The sequence below is a fragment of the Janthinobacterium kochi genome, from assembly GCF_051380715.1.
Classification (GTDB): Bacteria; Pseudomonadota; Gammaproteobacteria; order Burkholderiales; family Burkholderiaceae_D; genus Janthinobacterium.
Window position 1 is genome coordinate 801,631 of the sequence record NZ_JBNYXO010000001.1, and the last position, 17,965, is coordinate 819,595.

General features: G+C 62.5%; 16 protein-coding genes. 8 read left to right on the forward strand and 8 right to left on the reverse strand.

The genetic code is table 11. The features are described 5' to 3' along the window. Window positions 1-6 precede the first annotated feature (6 nt). Both ACQ4WL_RS03745 and dcd read left to right on the forward strand, forming a co-directional pair. Window positions 7-807, forward strand: a complete 801-nt coding sequence (locus ACQ4WL_RS03745; RefSeq protein ID WP_436508156.1) for an alpha/beta fold hydrolase — start codon at window positions 7-9, stop codon at window positions 805-807. Window positions 808-940: 133 nt separating this feature from the next. Continuing rightward, entirely contained in the window at window positions 941-1,510 is a 570-nt protein-coding gene (gene dcd / locus ACQ4WL_RS03750) for a dCTP deaminase (protein ID WP_035819543.1), read from the forward strand. A 15-nt stretch (window positions 1,511-1,525) separates the two neighbouring features. Here the strand turns inward: dcd and ACQ4WL_RS03755 are convergent, their stop codons facing one another. Next, window positions 1,526-2,749, reverse strand: a complete 1,224-nt coding sequence (locus ACQ4WL_RS03755; RefSeq protein WP_436508158.1) for a PrpF domain-containing protein — start codon at window positions 2,747-2,749, stop codon at window positions 1,526-1,528. A 167-nt stretch (window positions 2,750-2,916) separates the two neighbouring features. On the opposite strand from ACQ4WL_RS03755, the gene ACQ4WL_RS03760 reads away from it, so the two are divergent. Then, window positions 2,917-3,276 carry a FlxA-like family protein gene (locus tag ACQ4WL_RS03760; RefSeq protein WP_436508159.1) on the forward strand — a complete coding sequence of 120 codons (360 nt, stop codon included), beginning with the start codon at window positions 2,917-2,919 and terminating at the stop codon, window positions 3,274-3,276. A 42-nt stretch (window positions 3,277-3,318) separates the two neighbouring features. On the opposite strand, the gene ACQ4WL_RS03765 is transcribed toward ACQ4WL_RS03760, so the two are convergent. Further along, complete coding sequence (locus ACQ4WL_RS03765) at window positions 3,319-4,749, reverse strand: HAMP domain-containing sensor histidine kinase (RefSeq protein WP_436508160.1); 1,431 nt, start codon at window positions 4,747-4,749, stop codon at window positions 3,319-3,321. A 2-nt stretch (window positions 4,750-4,751) separates the two neighbouring features. Continuing rightward, window positions 4,752-5,441, reverse strand: coding sequence for a response regulator transcription factor (locus ACQ4WL_RS03770; RefSeq protein WP_436508161.1), 690 nt, complete (start codon window positions 5,439-5,441; stop codon window positions 4,752-4,754). Between the two features lie 192 nt (window positions 5,442-5,633). Between ACQ4WL_RS03770 and ACQ4WL_RS03775 the strand changes: the two genes are divergently transcribed. Next, window positions 5,634-6,134, forward strand: coding sequence for a Spy/CpxP family protein refolding chaperone (locus ACQ4WL_RS03775; RefSeq protein WP_436508162.1), 501 nt, complete (start codon window positions 5,634-5,636; stop codon window positions 6,132-6,134). A gap of 451 nt (window positions 6,135-6,585) precedes the next feature. Beyond that, window positions 6,586-6,753 carry a hypothetical protein gene (locus ACQ4WL_RS03780; RefSeq protein WP_436508164.1) on the forward strand — a complete coding sequence of 56 codons (168 nt, stop codon included), beginning with the start codon at window positions 6,586-6,588 and terminating at the stop codon, window positions 6,751-6,753. On the opposite strand, the gene ACQ4WL_RS03785 is transcribed toward ACQ4WL_RS03780, so the two are convergent. From ACQ4WL_RS03785 to ACQ4WL_RS03805, 5 genes are all read right to left on the reverse strand, one after another. Next, window positions 6,750-8,189: a DUF1501 domain-containing protein gene (locus ACQ4WL_RS03785; protein ID WP_436508165.1), complete on the reverse strand. Its 1,440-nt coding sequence runs from the start codon at window positions 8,187-8,189 to the stop codon at window positions 6,750-6,752. The genes ACQ4WL_RS03780 and ACQ4WL_RS03785 overlap by 4 nt on opposite strands. 10 nt (window positions 8,190-8,199) lie before the next feature. Then, window positions 8,200-9,984: a DUF1800 domain-containing protein gene (locus ACQ4WL_RS03790; RefSeq protein WP_436508166.1), complete on the reverse strand. Its 1,785-nt coding sequence runs from the start codon at window positions 9,982-9,984 to the stop codon at window positions 8,200-8,202. A 549-nt stretch (window positions 9,985-10,533) separates the two neighbouring features. Continuing rightward, window positions 10,534-12,798, reverse strand: coding sequence for an Orn/Lys/Arg family decarboxylase (locus tag ACQ4WL_RS03795; RefSeq protein ID WP_436508168.1), 2,265 nt, complete (start codon window positions 12,796-12,798; stop codon window positions 10,534-10,536). Between the two features lie 251 nt (window positions 12,799-13,049). After that, entirely contained in the window at window positions 13,050-13,535 is a 486-nt protein-coding gene (locus tag ACQ4WL_RS03800) for a dihydrofolate reductase (RefSeq protein WP_436508169.1), read from the reverse strand. Further along, a complete protein-coding gene (locus tag ACQ4WL_RS03805; protein ID WP_436508170.1) occupies window positions 13,532-14,347 on the reverse strand; it encodes an alpha/beta fold hydrolase in 816 nt (271 codons plus the stop codon). The genes ACQ4WL_RS03800 and ACQ4WL_RS03805 overlap by 4 nt, the downstream gene beginning before the upstream one ends. A gap of 176 nt (window positions 14,348-14,523) precedes the next feature. Between ACQ4WL_RS03805 and ACQ4WL_RS03810 the strand changes: the two genes are divergently transcribed. The 3 genes from ACQ4WL_RS03810 (at window position 14,524) to ACQ4WL_RS03820 (ending at window position 17,826) form a co-directional block, all read left to right on the forward strand. Next, window positions 14,524-15,099, forward strand: a complete 576-nt coding sequence (locus tag ACQ4WL_RS03810; RefSeq protein WP_436477931.1) for a TerD family protein — start codon at window positions 14,524-14,526, stop codon at window positions 15,097-15,099. 123 nt (window positions 15,100-15,222) lie between these two features. Next, complete coding sequence (locus ACQ4WL_RS03815; protein ID WP_436508171.1) at window positions 15,223-16,473, forward strand: TerD family protein; 1,251 nt, start codon at window positions 15,223-15,225, stop codon at window positions 16,471-16,473. Window positions 16,474-16,482: 9 nt separating this feature from the next. Next, a complete protein-coding gene (locus tag ACQ4WL_RS03820; protein ID WP_436508173.1) occupies window positions 16,483-17,826 on the forward strand; it encodes a VWA domain-containing protein in 1,344 nt (447 codons plus the stop codon). Window positions 17,827-17,965 lie beyond the last annotated feature (139 nt).

Below are 17,965 nucleotides of genomic sequence, written 5' to 3' on the forward strand. Positions count from 1 at the left end.
CCCACGATGACCCTCCCGCAACTGCATTTTGCCCACGCCAACAGTTATCCGGCCGGCACCTACCGCAAGCTGTTCGCCTTGCTGGGCCAGCATTACGCCGTGCAGGCGCTCGACATGCATGCGCACGACCCCGCCTACCCTGTCAGTACGGGCTGGCCCGAGCTGGTGCGCGAGTATATCGATGACCTGGAGCGCCGCTACAGCGCGCCCGTGATCCTCGTCGGCCATTCGCTGGGCGGCATGCTCAGCGTGATGGTGGCCAAGCAGCGGCCCGACCTGGTGCGCTGCGTGGTCTTGCTCGATTCGCCCGTGGTGGCCGGCTGGCGCGCCTTGCTGGTGCGCCTGGCGCGCAATACGGCGCTGGGCGAGCGGTTTTCTCCGTCGCGGTTTTCCGCCCGGCGGCGCAAGCAGTGGCCCGATGCGCAAGCCGCGTATGCCCACTTTGCCGCCAAGGACATGTTCGCCATCTGGGCGCCGCAAGTCTTGCGTGACTACATCGACAGCGGCCTGGCCCCTCATCCGGACGGGGTGCAGCTGCGCTTTACGCGCGAAGTGGAAACGGATGTCTACCGCAGCTTGCCACATCACATCGGCAGCCTCGTCAAGGATGGTTTCCCAGTTCCCATCGGCTTTATCGGCGGCACGGAATCGGTGGAATGCCGCCAGGCGGGCTTGAAGGCCACGCGCAAGCTGGTCGGCAAGTTTTTCCGCCAGGTACCGGGCGGCCATCTGTTTCCCATGGAAAACCCGGAACTGACGGCGCAAGTGGTGCGCGAGATGATCACTGCATTGCTGGCGAAACAATAGGCTGACGCCAAGGATTTTCAGGGGAGGGGGGCCAAAAGTGGCGGGTTTTCGCGTAAAATCCTGCCATTCGGGCCGTGCCTGCAGCAGGCGTGCGGCCCCCGCCATTCTGATATTCTAGAAAGAACCCCCTGCGATGACGATTAAAAGCGATAAATGGATACGCCGCATGGCGGAAACAACGGGCATGATCGAGCCGTTCGAACCGGGTCAGGTCAAGGAACGCGACGGCAACCGCATCGTATCCTACGGTACCTCCAGCTATGGCTATGACATCCGCTGCGCCGACGAGTTCAAGCTGTTTACCAACATCAACACCACCATCGTCGATCCCAAGGATTTTGACGCGAATAACTTCGTCGACGTGTCGGGCAAGGGCTATTGCATCATCCCGCCGAACTCGTTCGCCTTGGCCCGCACGGTCGAGTATTTCCGCATTCCCCGCAATGTATTGACGATTTGCCTGGGCAAGAGCACCTATGCGCGCTGCGGCATCATCGTCAACGTCACCCCGTTCGAACCGGAATGGGAAGGTTTCGTGACCCTGGAATTTTCGAATACGACACCATTGCCGGCGAAAATCTACGCCAACGAAGGCGTGGCGCAAGTGCTGTTCTTCGAGTCCGATGAAGTATGCGAAACGTCGTACAAGGACCGTGGCGGCAAATACCAGGGCCAGGTCGGCGTGACCCTGCCCAAGACCTGATTGCCGGGTCTTGCTTTAAAACTGCTTCAGCAGCCACGCTTTCAGTGCGGCTGACGGCTGGTACAGGGGAACATGGCCGCGCAGCAAGATTTGCGTGCTGCGCCGGTAGGCCGCGCTGTCGATGGCGATGGCGTCTCCTGCCTGGCGCGCCACGATGGTGGTGCCCAGGATGCCGGCCGGGTTTGCTATGCCCAGTTCAATCTCTGCAGCCGCCTGCCCGACGGGCGGCACGCCGCGCGCCAGCGCATGCGCCACCGTGCCCGGTATCAGACAAGCCGCCGCCAGGCAGCAGCCGCCCGAGACGGCCAGCGAGGCATGGCCCGCCTGCGGCGTAAAGTAACGTACCGCAATATTTTCCTCTCCCGCTGCAGGACCCACGATGCAGAACTTGGGGATGGTTTCGCTGCGTTCCAGTTCTTCCAATGTCATCAACTCGCCATCGCGTCGCCGCAAGCCCATCAGCAGGCCCGCCGCGCTCCACACCTGGCGGATGGCCTGCATGAAAGCCGTGTCCGCCTCCAGTTCGCGTATTGCTTCCTGCGCCGTCTTGCCGAACTGGCTCGCTTGCGCGATGACCATGGGCACGGCCACGTCCACACACGAGACGTCGTAGCCGTGCACCGTATCCTGCGCCTTGCCTGTTGGTAATAATTTGCCCGTCTTGGCGCCTGCCGGTTGCTGCAGGAACAGGTCGACGCGGGGGAAGCTGCCGGGCACGCCGGGAATGTCCGTGGCCGTAAAGCTGCCATCGAGTTCGCGCGCCATGCGCGAGGTGGTGACGACGCCCGTGTTGGTGTTGCGGATATCGATATCGTGCGCGCCGATGGCCAGCGCCTCGATCACGCCGCTGTCCAGGCCCCACAGTTGCAGTGCAGACGACATATTGCCGCAGTTCACGCTCCAGTCGATATCCCCGTGCTCGGCGGCCAGCTGCGCCAGGGTGCTGACCAGGCGCGGCTGGCCTGCATGCTGTTCCACCTCGACGAGGAAGACCTTATTGCTGGTGGGAGCACCACGTCCCAGGCCCGTGATTTGCCGGTTACCCGGCAGTCGGCCGGACAGGGGAACGCCCATCAGATGGTGCAGCAATTCCTCGCGTAGCGCCGGGTCGGCCGGCACGCAGGACGCATGCAAGACCAGGCCTGTTGACGTGCCGCCACGCATGTGGTGGACGGGAAACTCGATCACGCCGCAGCGCTGGCGGGGCACGAGGTCGGGCAGGGCGGGCAGCAGGGGCATGGCGATCCGATCAGGGTCTGGCTGGAGTAGCGTCAGTGTGCCAGTTTTTTGTGCCGAAGAGCAAGAGTGCGTGCCGGCGGTGGTCTTTACCTGCCTTTACATCCGCCGCACTACATCCGCGCCCATGCCTGCCGTTAACCTTGGTATCGAAACATTCGGGAGGCATCATGGTAGCGGCAATCGGTTCAGGCAGTGCAGTCGGCACAGTCGGCACAGTCGGCGCGGCCAGTAGCGCCAGTTCGGGCAGCAGTTCGCAGATCGCGGCGCTGCAAAAGCAGATCACTGCGGCGCAAAAGCAATTGACGGAATCGCAAAAGGGCACGCAGACGGACGCGTCGCAAAAGCTGCAACAGCAGCTGGCGCAGCAAATCCAGGCCTTGCAGGCGCAAATTGCCCAGTTGCAGGCGGCCGCTGCGCAACAGGCTGCGCAACAAGAGACGCAGACGGCCAGCAGCGCCGATACGGCGGCCAGTCCAGCTAAAGCCGCCGCGTCGACCTTGGGCAGCATCATCGATACGCAGGCGTAACAACACATCCGCGCGAAAAAAAACGCCAGGCTCGCCGACAAGTCAGCCTGGCGTTTTGACGGGCAACAGCATTTCCACGCACAGCCCGCCACCGGTGCGCAAGCTGGCCCCGATGCGCCCGCCGTGGGCACTGATGACGTGCTGGGCGATGGCCAGGCCGAGGCCATGGCCGTCCGTGCTGTGCTGGGTAGGGCTGGCGCGGAAGAACGGTTGAAAGATGTTGGCCAGGTCGGCGCTGGCCACGCCGGGGCCCCGGTCCAGCACGGCGATGCGAAGCCAATCATGCTGGCGCGACAAATTCACTTCCACCGTGCCGCCATCTGGGCTGTGCTTGACAGCATTGCGCACCACGTTTTCCACGGCGCGCGCCAGCAGTTCCGGCCGCCCCGTGACAGCGGCGTCGGCGATGGCCGCGTCGCCCGCGAGGGCTATGCCTACCTGGCGCGCCTTCGCTTCGTAGCGGGCGTCTTCCATAATGTCGTGCAACAGGTCGGCGATGCCGACGTCTTCGCTGAGGGGCGAGTCGGCGCCCGCCTCCAGCCGCGACAGGGTCAGCAGTTCGCCGATCAGCTTATCCATGCGCTCGCTTTCGCGCTCGATGCGCTGCATCGAGGCATCCATCTTTTCCGGCTGCTGGTGCGCCAGGCCGATGGCCGCTTGCAAGCGCGCCAATGGCGAGCGCAGTTCGTGCGAGACATCATGCAGCAAGCGCGTCTGGCTCTCCATGAGGCTGCGCAAACGGCCCGTCATGCGGTCGAAATCGCGGCCCAGGTCCGTCAATTCATCGCCGCGCTTGCCGCTGGCGTGAAAACGCGGCGCCAGGTCGCCGTGCGAGGCGGCCTCGAACGCTTGCCGCAGGTCGCGGATGGGACGCGCAAAATACCAGGCCAGCAAGAAGGAGAACAGCAAGCTGGCGGCGATGGCGGCGGCCAGGGGAATGAAGGTGCGGTAGGGACTGTCCATGCGCGGGCCGGGTGGCATGCCGCCCATGTCGCCGGGCGGGCCGCGCTGGAAGTCGGGGTGCGGCGGCGGAATGCCGGGCGCGGCGCCCGCCTCGGCAGTGCGAAAGCGTACGGATGAGGGCAGGAACAGCAGGTAACGCACGCCGTCGCTGCCGCTGACCTCGCGCACCACGGCATGTGGCGAGCCTTGCGCCAGCAGCGCGCGCGCCTTGCCGAGTATGGCCGGATGGACCTTGCGGCCCATCAATTCTTGCCCCTGCGCATCGATGGCAAATACGCGCATGCGCTCCATCTTGCCGAGAAATTGCTGCAAGGCCTTGCTGCCGCCCGCTTCCAGCGTGGCGCTCGCCGCTTCGATGGCGAGCTGTGCGGGCGGGCTGGTGTCGATGTCGAGGACCCGCTCCTGCTGCGCGGCCCGGTTTTTCAGCCAGAAGGTGCCGCCGATGCCGATGGTGGCCGTTACTTGCGCCAGCATGATGCACAGAAAAAACTTCCAGAACAGACGGCCCACGCTTACTCCTTGATCAGCTGGTAGCCGAGACGGTACACGGTCTGCAGGCAGGAGCGGCCGTCGGCCAGGCTGCCCAGCTTGCGTCGCAGGCTGCTCAAGTGCACGTCGATATTGCGGTCGAAGCGGGCCATGGGCCGGCCCAGGCCCAGTTCGGACAATTGATTTTTGCTCACGGGCTTGCCCGCATGGCGCACCAGCACTTCCAGCAGATTGAATTCCGTGCTCGTCAGCTCCAGGTGCGCGCCGGCCCAGGAAACGCGCCGCTGTTCCGGCCACATCGTCAACTGGCCCACGGCCAGCGGTGCCAGGCCCGAGCTGTCGTGCGGCGCCGCTTGCGAACGGCGCAGGATGGCGCGGATGCGCGCCGTCAGTTCGCGCGGCGTGCACGGCTTGGTCACATAATCGTCGGCGCCCAGTTCCAAGCCCACGATACGGTCCGTATCGTCGCCGCGCGCCGTCAGCATCAAGATGGGCAGGTTGCTGCCGGCGCGGATGCGGCGCAGGGTTTCCAGGCCATTCATGCGCGGCATCATGACGTCGAGGACGGCGATGGCGTACAGGCCCGTCAGCGCCTCGGCCGCGCCGCTTTCGCCGTCATGCACGGCGCGGGCGTCAAAACCTTCCTGCGTCAGGTATTCCTGGAACATGCCGACCAGTTCCACGTCGTCATCGATTAACAAAACCTTGCTCATGCCTGTGCTTTTTCGGGTGAATATCGCCCGATGATAGCAGTCAAAGGGGGCTGTTCACGGCGGTTTTACCCGCTTTTACATACGTCTGCTTACATTCCCGGACCTTCCTTTACTCGCTTTTACGCGGCCCTAACGTTGCTTTACATGCCAGACGCCGACAATCAAGGCTGATCGCCACGAAAGGAAAGCCCGATGAAATACCTGAGTATTGCCGTATCCCTGTTGCTGCTGTCCGCCTGCAGCATGCCGCTGCTGGCACTGGCCCAGCACGACTCTGCACCGGACGGCCCGCCGCCACGCGCCATGCCAGGGCCGCCGCCCGGCTTTGGCCACGCGCCAGGCGGACCCGACGCGCCAGGCTTGCCGCCGTTCCTGCGCGGCATCGACTTGAGCGAAGCGCAGCAGGACAAGGTTTTTGCTGCCACCTACGCCCAGGCGCCCTTGCTGCGGGAGCAGGAAAAAATCGCCTTCAAGGCGCATGCGCAGCTGCGCGAACTGGCCGCGTCCAGCGCCTACGACGATGCGAAGGCCAGCGCGCTGGCAAGCACGGCGGCGCAAGCCATGGCGACGATCAGCTTGCTGCAGGCGCGGCTGGAGCAGCAATTGCTGGCCGTGCTGACGCCCGAGCAGCGCAAGCAGGCGCAGCAGCACGACAGCCGCCCCGGCCCGCGCCATCCCCAGCGCTTCCAGTAAACGGCATGCGCGACCAGAGGGAGAGTCAGCATGCGCATCCATGCCTTGCGTCCGGGCAGCAGCTTGCAGGCGCTCTCGCGACATGCGACACAGGCGCTGTTCCTGTGCCCTGCCTGTATGGAATTACCTGATCACGGCCTGGCATCCGACCTTGAAATGATGCGGCAGACGGCGGAGCGGCGGCAAGTCCTGCGCTGCCTGCTGGCCGGCGCCGCCACCTTGCCTTTGATCGGCTGCGGCGGCGGCTCGGACGCCAGCAGTGCCGCCGCGAGTAGCGGGGCCAGCACTGGCACGGTGATAAACGGACAGCGCTGGCAACGTCGGCTTCATCACCATCTTTCCCGGCTGCTATGCGGGACGCATGCCGCACGTTCACGTCGAGGTCTATCCCAGCCTGGCCAAGGCGGCCAGCGCGGCGAACCGCATCAAGACCTCGTAATTCACCTTCCCGATGGCAACGCTGAACGAATCCTACACGGCCAGCGTGCGCAACCTGGCGCAGATCAACTATGCCATCGACAACGTTTTCAGCGACGGCACCAGCTTGCAAATGGCCACGGTGACGGGCAATGCCACGCAGGGCTACGTCGTCACCTTGAGCATCGCCGTGAACGGTTAAGTTACTGTCATGAAACCCAAGTCGCGCTGGCTGAAGTTGCCGATATTCGGGAACACCTCGGCCAGCTGGCTGTCGGCCACGCCGAACCACTTGGCCAGGGTGGCGCCGTACTGGTCGACGGAGGTGGTCGGCAGCAGGGCGCCGGAACCCACGTCCAGCGCATGGCCGAGGCCCGTGACGGGGAAGGTGCCGTAGATGTCGCGGCCTTTCACGGCGCCGCCCACGACAAAGTGGTGCGCACCCCAGCCGTGATCCGTGCCGTCGCCGTTGCTGCTGAAGGTGCGGCCGAAGTCAGACGCCGTAAAGGTCGTTACCTGGCGCCGCACGTCGGCGCCCTGCAGGGCCGCCAGGGTGGCGTCGAAATACGCCAGCGCGTGCGCCAGGCGCGCCATCAGGTCGCCGTGCAGTTCTTTTTGGCGGTCATGCGTGTCGAAACTGCCCAGTGTCACATAAAATACTTGCCGTTTCGCCCCCAGGGCGCCGCGCCCGCCGATGATGCGCGCCACGGTCTGCAATTGCACGGCCAGCTGGTTGATGCCGGACGCGCCCGTGTTCGGGTTGACATAGGGCGGCGGATTGGGCACGCCGCCTGCGCCGGCCGCCAGCATGGCGCCGCTCAGCATGCTCTGGCTGGAAATGGCGCGTTGCACTACGGCCACGTGTTCCTGTTCGATCAGGTCGCTGCCTGCATCGTTGATGATGGCTTGCAGCGCGCCCGCGCCGCCCGTGCTGCCATACAGGCTGCCGCTCAGGCCGCGAATGGACACGGCACCTGCCTGGCCCACCTGGAACTGGCGCACCTGGCGCCCGCTGAGGAAGACGGTGTTGCCCGCGGCGGAAATGGCCGTGAACATGGCATTCGTATTGAGCGAGCCGGCCACGTCGGCCACCCGGCCGCCCCAGCCCACACTGGCGCCTTCCGGTGAACCCGATTGCCACGTCGATTGCTGGTCGTTGTGCGAGAACAGCTTGGGTGGCAAGGCCACGCTGCCTGCCTTGTACTGCGCCAGAGTGGCGGGCTGGATCAAGGTACCCACATTGGCCACGATGGCGGCGCGGCCATTGTCGAACAGGTTTTTCAGCGGCGCCAGCTGGGGATGCAGGGCAAAGGCGCGGCCCATTTGCACGGTAGCGGGCACGACCGGCAAGACGCCGCCCGTCTCGCCCACGCCGGGCAGATGGATGGAATCGGCACCGCCCGTGTTGCGCAGGCGCGAGTATTCATTCCATGAGGTCGGATCGGTGGCCAGCACCGTGTTGAAGGCGTCGTTTCCGCCTGCCATGAACAGGCAGACCATGGCCTTGTAGTCGTCGGCCGATTGCGCGGCGGCGTTGCCCATGGCGGCCAGGTTCATGGCAAAGGGGGCGGCCGTGGTACCGGCCAGGCTCAGCATGGAACCGAGGAAACGGCGGCGGGAAAAGGGGAAATTTTGCATGTGATCGCTCTTACTTTTGCACCAGGTAGGCCGGCGAGGCCATGGTCAGGAAAATGGCCAGTTTGACGCGGTTGGCCTTGGCGCTGGCAACTTGCGTGGCATTACTTGCCGTCGCTGTGGGGATGCTGATGCCATTGACGGCGGTCAGGATCTGTCCGCGCAGCTTGGCGGGCATGCCGCCATGCATCAGGAGCAGGTCGATGCGGTCGAGCAGGGCACCCGAGTCGCTGGCCAGCGCCAGTTCACGCGTGTAGTCGGGCTTGACTTCACGGCTCTCGCCCACACCGCTATTGATGGCTTCTTGCATGAAGTTCAGGTAGCCCGTCACCGACGGTTCAGCCGTAATTTGCAGTTCCGGCGCCACCAGGCCGGCGCTGGCAAGGGCGGAATTGGGCGGCGTATAGGCGGGGCGGAAAAAACTGAATACGGAAGGCGGATTCAAGGGACTCTGGCCTAGCCCGCTCAAAGGGTCGTCGAGGTAATACAGGCTGTAGCGGCCGCCAGCTGGCTTGGCATCGAAGGCGCGCATCCAGCCAGCCAGGCGCAGCAGTGGCTCGCGCAGCTTGCCTGTGCGCAAGGTGCTGCCGCTTGGGGCCAGCGCCTCCGGGTCGAGCAGCACTGCACGGATGACGGCTTGCATGTCGCCGCGCACGCCGCTGCCGTTGTTTGCAAACGCGGCGGCCACGCGGCCCACGTAGGCGGGGCTGGGATTGCTGCTGACCAGGCGCTGGATCAGCTGGCGGGCAAAGAACGGTCCCGCATTGGGATGATTGAACAGGGTATCGAGCGCCAGTTTCAGGTCGGCCTGGCCGCTGCTGGCGCCGGAGATGCTCTGGCCCAAAAAACGCTTGTCGCCGCTGGAATGATAGGCCGCGTAGTTCTGCATCGGCTTCCAGTCGCGGTCGGGATCGGCCGTGCTGCCATAGAAGCGCGTGGCGCTCTGGTCCGGACCGGCCCAGCTCCAGCCCGTAAAGACGCGAGCCAGGCCCGCCACGTCGTCGCGCGTGTAGGTGTCGATGGGCTTGCCGCCGGACAGTTTCAGGCTGCCATCCGCATTCAGCTGGTACAGGCCGATGGTAAACAGTTGCATCACTTCGCGGGCGAAGTTTTCATCGGCCGTGCGGGTGGCCGATTCCTTCTGGTTGCGCAGGTGGGACAGGTACAGCCCCATCATCGGATGCAGGGCCACGCCTTCCAGCAGGTCGCGGAAGTTGCCAAAAGCATGCTGGCCCAGCATGTCGTAGTAACTGGCCACGCCCCGCACCTGCGGCCGTACGGAATCATTCTGCATGGAAATAACGAAAATCTCGGACAGGGCAAAGGCCATGCGTTGGCGCAATTGGTCCTCGCCACGGATGCCCTGCTGCCAGAAGGTTTCATACACCCCCGTAGAACCCACTTTTTGCCCGCCGGCGGCCTGCGCTGCCAACATGGCATCGATATATTTGCGGTGCAGGGTTTGCGGCTTGGAGAACTGTGCGCGGAGCCAGGCTTCGCTATCGCTGGCAGCCAGCGCCTCGATGGCCGCCGTGTCCGGCCCGAACGTGGCACGGCCCAGGAAACGCGATGCTTCCTGGCGCGTAAATGTGGCTGTCTGCTTGGCCGGCGGCATGGTCAGAGGCGGCGGCGCAATGGTGTCGCCCGGCGTGGTGCCGGGGCCGGCGGTCGCTGGCGGCACTGCCGAGATGTCCGGGTTCTGGGCGGCGCCGGTCTTGCTGTCGCCGCCTCCACCGCAGGCGGCAAGCAGGCTGAGTAGGGTGATGGCCAGCACACGGCGCAAAGTAGGGTGAGTCATTTGGTTTCTTTCAGGCAATCAAAATCTAGCCCGTTCAGTGTAGGGCTTGTTTGCCAGAATCCTGTTTCCAATTAACTGGCTACATGTTGGTCAGGTTTGTTTTTAATGGGTGTTGACGTGCCATTGAGGATGTTTTTGCCGAACTAGGGCGAAGTTTGCTTTTTGAAAATGGAAATTACTTTTTATCGAGCACGTGCACTGTGGCGTATAAGCGACGTAATCATTCCTGCCAATTAAGCTTGTTTGAACGCTCATCTTGACAATGAAACCCTCGGCTCCGGAAATGATGGTTTTTACGCTATCGGCGAAACGCCGTTCGCCATACTAAGCCGCTCCGCTCCTGCGCTTGGACGGCATGAGCCTTGCGCCTGCCTTGACAAGCCGCCTGCTCGCCTGTCGTCGCGAAATGGCCACCCATTTGAGAAGCCCGATATCCCCGTCGTTTGATCTGGTGCAAGCGTGCGCGGTGGCCCAGAATGAAAAACGCCGCCTGATCTGCATCAGGCGGCGTTCATGGCCGTAGTCGTAATTTATGGAACGACGACGTTTTTAGACGTTATCGTCCAACTTCACGCAATCGACGAAATAGCCACGCTTGCCATCGACTTCGCGTTTCACGAGACCATGCACATCCGTCTCGAAGCCTGGGAAGCGCTCGTTGAAGTCGCGCGCGAAGCGCAGGTAGTCGACGATGGTCTTGTTGAAGCGCTCCCCCGGGATCAAGAGCGGAATGCCCGGTGGATATGGCGTCAGCAGGATGGACGTGATGCGTCCTTCGAGTTCGTCGATGGCCACGCGCTCGATTTCGCGGTGCGCCATCTTGGCGAACGCGTCCGACGGCTTCATGGCCGGGATCATGTCCGACAAATACATTTCCGTCGTCAGACGCGCCACGTCGTAAGCCTTGTAGAAATCGTGGATTTGCTGGCACAGGTCGCGCAAGCCCATTTTTTCATAGCGTGGGTTGGCCGCCGCAAATTCCGGCAGGATGCGCCACATCGGCTGGTTCTTGTCGTAGTCGTCCTTGAATTGCTGCAAGGCCGTCAGCAAGGTATTCCAGCGGCCCTTGGTGATGCCGATGGTAAACATGATGAAGAACGAGTACAGGCCGCATTTTTCAATGATGACGCCGTGCTCGGCCAGGTATTTGGTGACGATGGACGCGGGGATGCCCGTTTCGCCGAACTGGCCGTCCAGCGACAGGCCCGGGTTGACGATGGTCGCCTTGATCGGATCGAGCATGTTGAAGCCGGGAGCCAGGTCGCCGAAGCCGTGCCAGTCATCCTCGGCGCGTATCATCCAGTCTTCCTGCTGGCCCATGCCTTCGTCGTTGAAGCTGTCCGGCCCCCACACCTGGAACCACCAGTCCTGGCCCCATTCCTGGTCGATCTTCTTCATGGCGCGGCGGAAATCGAGCGCTTCCATGATCGATTCTTCCACCAGGGCGGTGCCGCCCGGCGCTTCCATCATGGCCGCGGCCACGTCGCACGAGGCGATGATCGAGTATTGCGGCGAAGTCGAGGTGTGCATCAGGTAAGCTTCGTTGAAGGCGTCCTGGTCCAGCTTGACCGTGTCCGATTCGCGCACGAGGATTTGCGAGGCCTGCGACAGGCCGGCGAGCAATTTGTGCGTGGACTGGGTCGAGAAGATCATCGATTCCTTGGCGCGCGGACGGTCCTTGCCGATGGCGTGCATATTCTTGTAGAAATCGTGGAAGGTGGCGTGCGGCAGCCAGGCTTCATCGAAGTGCAGGGTGTCGATCTTGCCGTCCAGCATTTCGCGCAGGGTTTCCACGTTGTAGATCACGCCATCGTAGGTCGATTGCGTGATGGTCAAAATGCGCGGCTTCTTGTTCTTCGCTTCGCGCGCGAACGGATTCGCCTCGATCTTGCGGGCAATGCTTTCCGGCGTGAATTCATGCAGCGGGATAGGACCGATGATGCCCAGGTGATTGCGCGTCGGCATCAGGAACACGGGAATGGCGCCGCACATGATGATCGAATGCAAGATCGACTTGTGGCAATTGCGGTCGACGACGACGATGTCGCCCGGCGCCACGGTGGAGTGCCACACCATCTTGTTCGAGGTCGAGGTACCGTTGGTGACAAAATAGCAATGGTCGGCATTGAAGATGCGCGCCGCATTGCGCTCGGACGCGGCAACAGGGCCCGTATGGTCGAGCAGCTGGCCCAGTTCTTCGACGGCGTTGCAGACGTCGGCGCGCAGCATGTTTTCACCGAAGAACTGGTGGAACATCTGGCCGATCGGCGACTTCAGGAAGGCCACGCCACCCGAGTGGCCAGGGCAGTGCCATGAGTAGGAACCGTCGTTGGCGTAGTGCACCAGCGCGCGGAAGAAGGGCGGCGACAGGCCGTCCAGGTAGGACTTCGCTTCGCGGATGATGTGGCGCGCGACGAATTCCGGCGTATCTTCGAACATGTGGATGAAACCATGCAGTTCGCGCAGGATATCGTTGGGGATATGGCGCGAGGTGCGCGTTTCGCCGTACAGATAAATCGGGATGTCCGCGTTCTTGTAGCGGATTTCTTCGACAAAGGCGCGCAGCGATTTCAAGGCGTGATCGGTTTCCTCGATGGAACCGGCGCCGAATTCTTCATCGTCGATCGACAGCACGAAGGCTGACGCGCGCGATTGTTGTTGGGCAAATTGCGACAAATCGCCGTAGCTGGTCACGCCCAGCACTTCCATGCCTTCTTTTTCCATTGCGGCGGCAAGGGCGCGAATGCCCAGGCCGGACGTATTTTCAGAACGGAAATCCTCGTCAATGATGACGATGGGGAAACGAAATTTCATGCATGTCTCCAAAAAAGCAAGCCGCCCCTGACATATGTGAAGGGGCGGACTAGGGCGCGACAGCCAGGCGGTAGTGCAACCCGGCAGCCGCAGAAAAAAAATAAGAACGGGATTCTCGCAGAAATGCGGCGTCTGCGGGAAAAAAATATCGTAGCAAAGCGTCACACGCTTGCGCTAGCGTGACGCAAAGGTGTGACAGGGGTATTACAGCAACATTCTGCCCACGCAATGTCAACCTTATATCAACCTTATCAGGCTTTGCGTTGCAGCGTGACAAAGGCGTAAGGCAGGCCGGATTTCTCCGAGACCTGCGCTTCGCGCGCGGTTTCTTGCCACACTGCATGATCCACGGCAGGGAAAAACGCGTCGCAATCGAAAGTCTGGCCGATTTCCGTGATGATCAAACGCTGTGTCAAGGGCAATGCCTGCTGGTAGATCTCGGCGCCGCCGATGACATAGCCTTCGGCGCCGTCCAGCAGGGCGATGGCAGCTTCCACTGACGACACCGCTTCCACGCCGTCATGGCGCCAGTCCGGATTGCGCGTGATGACGATGTTGCGGCGGTTCGGCAGCGGACGGCCGATGGAATCGAAGGTCTTGCGGCCCATGAGGATGGGGTGGCCCGTCGTCAGGCGCTTGAAATGCGCGAGGTCTTCCGGCAATTTCCACGGCAGGGTGTTGTCGATGCCGATGCCGCCTTGCTGGTCGGTGGCGACGATGATGGTCAAATGGCTCATGGGTTCTGTGAAAGTGGTGGGGGCATGGCCCGATGCCCGTCATTATCGTTGAAATTGCCCATTGCCTCCAGATGCGCACGCATGGCGGTGGCCAGTGGGCCTGGCGCTTCCAGCGGAATCATGTGGCCGGTGTTGTCTTTCAGTAAGTGCAGGGTGGATTGCGGCAGGCGGGCGGCCATGGCGCGCAGATCGTCGGGATGGACGAGCTTGTCGTCTTCGGCGCCCACGATCAGTACGGGAAAAGCGAGTTCGGGCAAGCGCGCCATCAGATCGGGGCGCTCTATGGTGGTGAGAAATTGCGCCAGCAGCACGTCCTTGCCCAGGTCCAGCCCCATTTGCTGGATCAGACCCGTGATGGTGACATCGTCCAGGTGCGATGGATGCAGCAGTTCGCGCAGGCGCTGGCGCGTGATGCCCGCATAGGCATTGCGCTCGAGCATGGCGACGATGCGCTGGCGCGCTTCGACTTCCGCCGGCAGCAAACCTTGGGCCGAATTGGCGATCAAAGTGAGGGACTTCACGCGTTGCGGGTGCGCCAGCGCGTGTTCGAGCGCCAGGTAGGCGCCCAGCGAAAAGCCCACCAGATGGGCTTGCGGAGCGCTGTGGCTGGCAATCATCGATTGCATCTGTGCGCGCGTGCGCGCCTGATGCAAGGGCACGTGCTGCACATGAAAGGCCTCGCCCAGCGCAGTCGCTAGGCGCGACCACAGGCGCGCATCGCACAAGGTGCCGGGGATGCAGTCGAGTCGTATCGTTGTATTGTTCAAGGACAAGCCTGGTACAGGATGGTGAAAATTTTTGTCGAGCAGCATTATCCGTCATTTTGCGCATCCGGGCCGCGGCATGGTATTTCCTGTATGGCATTATTTTCAACAGTGCGCAGCTGGCAAGCAGGAACTTTATGGTAGGCTCATGGCTCATCAAGCCGGCGTGCCGGCGACGTGACCTGAAACACCGAATGCAACCCCCACATTAAAGAGGAATTACCATGGCGATCAGTTTGCAAAAAGGCGGCAATGTCAACCTGAGCAAGGAAGCTCCTGGCTTGAAGAAAATCGTGATTGGCCTGGGCTGGGACCCGCGCGCCACCGATGGTGCCGCATTCGACCTGGACGGCAGCGCCTTCCTGCTGAAAACGGATGGCAAGGCCCGTTCGGATGCCGATTTCATTTTTTATAACAACCTGAAGTCGGCGGACGGCTCCATCGTCCACGCGGGCGATAACACCACGGGCGGCGGCGATGGCGATGATGAGAAAGTCGCCGTCGACCTGGCCAACGTGCCGGCCGACATCGACAAGATCGCCGTGGCCGTCACGATTCACGACGCGGAAAACCGCAAGCAAAACTTCGGCATGGTCGGCAAAGCCTACATCCGCTGCCTGAACGGCGACAACGGCACGGAAATCGCCCGCTACGACCTGTCGGAAGACGGCTCGACGGAAGCGGCCATGATCTTCGGCGAAATCTACCGCGCCGGCAGCGAATGGAAATTCAAGGCCATCGGCCAGGGTTTCAAAGGCGGCCTGGGCCCCCTGGCCCGTTCTTTTGGTATTAACGCTTAAGAGCTCCGGAAAACGGCCCATGGCGGCGTTGCGCCGCCTCGCCGTACTATTCGTACTGTCTTCGGACGACGCGCCTTGCCCTGAGCCGTTGTCCGAAGCTCCCACACCTGAATACATAATCCCATGGAAAACCTGATCAAGGGGCAGCGCCTGGCGCTGTCCGGCCTCGTCACGGGCAATGTCGTGCAACTGGGTCTTGCCAGCGCTGGCGTGCCGCTGGACTTTGCCTGTTTCGGCCTCGACACCAACGACAAGCTGTCCGACGACCGCTACATGACGTTCTTCAACCAGCCGCGCACGCCGTGCGGCGGCGTGGAAACCTCGGCGCCGTCCGGCGATGCAGCCGGTTTCAGCTACCAGCTCGACCGCTTGCCGGCCTCCATCGAACGCCTGGTCGTCACGGCCGCCATCGATGGCGCGGCCACCATGTCGCAGCTGGGCAACGGTTACCTGCGCTTGCTCGACGGCGGTCGCGAACTGGCGCGCTACGCGTATGCGGGCGCTGATTTTGCGCAAGAAAAAGCCGTCATGCTGGGCGAGTTCTACCGCAAGGATGGCGGCTGGCGCTTCATGGCCGTGGGCCAGGGTTTTAATGGCGGGCTCGACGCGCTGGTCGCGCATTTCGGCGGTGTAGTGGCGCAGGCCGCTCCCGAACCTGCGACGCCGAAGATTTCCTTGTCGAAAATCTCGCTGACCAAGGCGGGCCAGACGCACAAGGTGTCGCTGGAAAAAGGCGCGGGCGCACCGAGCAAGCTCACCGTGAAGGCTACCTGGCTCGATAACGGCGATGGCGATGACGATAACGACGATCTCGATTTGCGCGTTGGCATCCTCTTGCCGAATGGCCAGATGCGCTTCATCCAGGCGCCGGACACGGCCGGCAGCTTCGACGTCATGCCGTATGTGCGCCATCTGGGCGATGTGGCCGGTGCGGCGGGCAAGGAACCGGCCACGGAAACGGTGGAAGTCAATCCTGCGCTGGCGCAACATTACGGCGGCACGGTGGGCCTGGTCTTCAGCGTGTATTCGGCGCTGGCCAACGGCGCCGTCCCGGTGGCATCCATGCGCCCGAAAATGGTCATGCAATACGGCGAGCAGATCGTCGAGTGCGCGTTCGATTTCCGCCTGTCCAAGGCGGCCGAAGACGACACGGTCTACACCTATGTGATCGGCATGGCGCGCATCACGCCCGACAGCATCATCCTCGAGCCGTCCGGCAAGACGTCGGAGCCCGGCAGCGAAGCGACGCCGTGGCTGAGCTGGCAGGGCGAGAACCTGCAGCTGGCCTTCAACGGTCCCGTCGTCTTCAAGGGCGAGGACAAGGAAGATGAAGATGATTTCAATGCGGACAATCCGCGCCGCTACATTGCATAGGAGGCACTGATGGAGACTCTGGCCAAGGGTCAGCGCTTGCCGCTGGCCAATCTCGTTCCCGATGGCGTGCTGGACATCGGCGTCGCCGCGCAGGGACTGGCGCTCGATGTGGCGTGCTTCGGGCTCGACGCCAGCGGCAAACTGTCCGACGAGCGCTACATGACCTTTTTCAACCAGCCGCGCACGCCGTGCGGCGGCGTGGAAGCGCGTGCCGGCAGCGGTGGCGACATGGCCGCGTTTGCCTTGCAACTGGCGCGTTTGCCGGCCGGCATCGACCGCCTTGTCGTGACGGCGTCCATCGATGGCGGCGGCGTGATGTCGCTGCTGCAATCTGGCCATGTGCGCCTGCAGGCGGGCGGGCGCGAACTGACCCGCTTTACCTTTGCCGGGTCTGATTTTGCGCAAGAAAAAGCCGTCATGCTGCTTGAACTCTACCGCAAGGATGGCGGCTGGCGCTGCATGGCCGTGGGCCAGGGTTTCAATGGTGGCCTCGATGCGCTGGTGCGCCATTTCGGCGGCGAAGTCGACCAGGCCTCTCCTGCCACCTCTGCCGCGCCTGCCGCGGCTTCGGCAATTCAGCAGGCGAAGATCAACCTGGAAAAGCGCGTCGAACGCGAGGCGCCGCAACTGGTCAGCCTGGTCAAGCAGGCCGGCGTGTCCCTGCAAAAAGTGGGCTTGCTTGACCACCGTGCCAAGGTCTGTTTATGCCTGGATATTTCCGGCTCCATGGGACGGCTGTACAAGGAGGGGCTGGTGCAGCGCTTTGCCGAGCGCATCCTGGCGTTGGGATGCAAGTTCGACGACGATGGCGAGATCGATGTTTTCTTGTTCGGCAAGAATGTCCACCATCCGGCACCCATGGCCTTGAGCAACTGCAATACCTACGTGGGACAGGCTATCGCCCGTCACCCGCTGGAAGGCGACACGCGCTATGGCGCCGCCATGCAAGCCATCCGCGCGTTTTATTTCCCCGACGCGGCCGGTGGGGAGCGCATGCGGCCCGTCGCCGCCGAGCTGCCCGTGTACGTGATGTTCGTCACCGATGGCGGCACGAGCGACCAGGCGACAACGGAGAAACAATTGCGCTGGGCCAGTAACGAGCCCATCTTCTGGCAATTCATGGGCATCGGCAAGGGGCGCAAATCGAAAAGCAAGTTCCTCGCCGCCTTTGCCGATTCAGACTTTCCCTTCCTGGAAAAACTCGACGAATTGCAGGGCCGGCTGGTCGACAACGCCAATTACTTTTCCGTCAGCTCGCCCGACGAGCACAGCGATGCGGAACTGTATGACTTGTTGATGACGGAATATCCGGGTTGGCTGAAATTGGCGCGTGGCAATGGCTTGCTGAGGTAGCGTAGCGGTAGCGTAAAGCTCTTTGAATGAGGCTGTACGACCACAAGGGGAAGAGATTTGTAAATTGAAGTAAAAACAATGGCTCGTATTTGCTTTGGCCCCGGGACTCGTGGCATGCTTTAACTGTGCCCTCACGCTG

Excerpts from the sequence above, each read along its gene's own strand:
- ACQ4WL_RS03820 (WP_436508173.1), top strand. The coding sequence starts at position 16,483 with ATGGAGACTCTGGCCAAGGGTCAGCGCTTGCCGCTGGCCAATCTCGTT.
- ACQ4WL_RS03790 (WP_436508166.1), bottom strand. The coding sequence starts at position 9,984 with ATGACTCACCCTACTTTGCGCCGTGTGCTGGCCATCACCCTACTCAGC.
- ACQ4WL_RS03755 (WP_436508158.1), bottom strand. The coding sequence starts at position 2,749 with ATGCCCCTGCTGCCCGCCCTGCCCGACCTCGTGCCCCGCCAGCGCTGC.
- ACQ4WL_RS03770 (WP_436508161.1), bottom strand. The coding sequence starts at position 5,441 with ATGAGCAAGGTTTTGTTAATCGATGACGACGTGGAACTGGTCGGCATG.
- ACQ4WL_RS03810 (WP_436477931.1), top strand. The coding sequence starts at position 14,524 with ATGGCGATCAGTTTGCAAAAAGGCGGCAATGTCAACCTGAGCAAGGAA.
- ACQ4WL_RS03795 (WP_436508168.1), bottom strand. The coding sequence starts at position 12,798 with ATGAAATTTCGTTTCCCCATCGTCATCATTGACGAGGATTTCCGTTCT.
- ACQ4WL_RS03805 (WP_436508170.1), bottom strand. The coding sequence starts at position 14,347 with ATGCTGCTCGACAAAAATTTTCACCATCCTGTACCAGGCTTGTCCTTG.
- ACQ4WL_RS03800 (WP_436508169.1), bottom strand. The coding sequence starts at position 13,535 with ATGAGCCATTTGACCATCATCGTCGCCACCGACCAGCAAGGCGGCATC.
- ACQ4WL_RS03775 (WP_436508162.1), top strand. The coding sequence starts at position 5,634 with ATGAAATACCTGAGTATTGCCGTATCCCTGTTGCTGCTGTCCGCCTGC.
- ACQ4WL_RS03815 (WP_436508171.1), top strand. The coding sequence starts at position 15,223 with ATGGAAAACCTGATCAAGGGGCAGCGCCTGGCGCTGTCCGGCCTCGTC.
- dcd (WP_035819543.1), top strand. The coding sequence starts at position 941 with ATGACGATTAAAAGCGATAAATGGATACGCCGCATGGCGGAAACAACG.
- ACQ4WL_RS03760 (WP_436508159.1), top strand. The coding sequence starts at position 2,917 with ATGGTAGCGGCAATCGGTTCAGGCAGTGCAGTCGGCACAGTCGGCACA.
- ACQ4WL_RS03745 (WP_436508156.1), top strand. The coding sequence starts at position 7 with ATGACCCTCCCGCAACTGCATTTTGCCCACGCCAACAGTTATCCGGCC.
- ACQ4WL_RS03785 (WP_436508165.1), bottom strand. The coding sequence starts at position 8,189 with ATGCAAAATTTCCCCTTTTCCCGCCGCCGTTTCCTCGGTTCCATGCTG.
- ACQ4WL_RS03780 (WP_436508164.1), top strand. The coding sequence starts at position 6,586 with ATGGCAACGCTGAACGAATCCTACACGGCCAGCGTGCGCAACCTGGCG.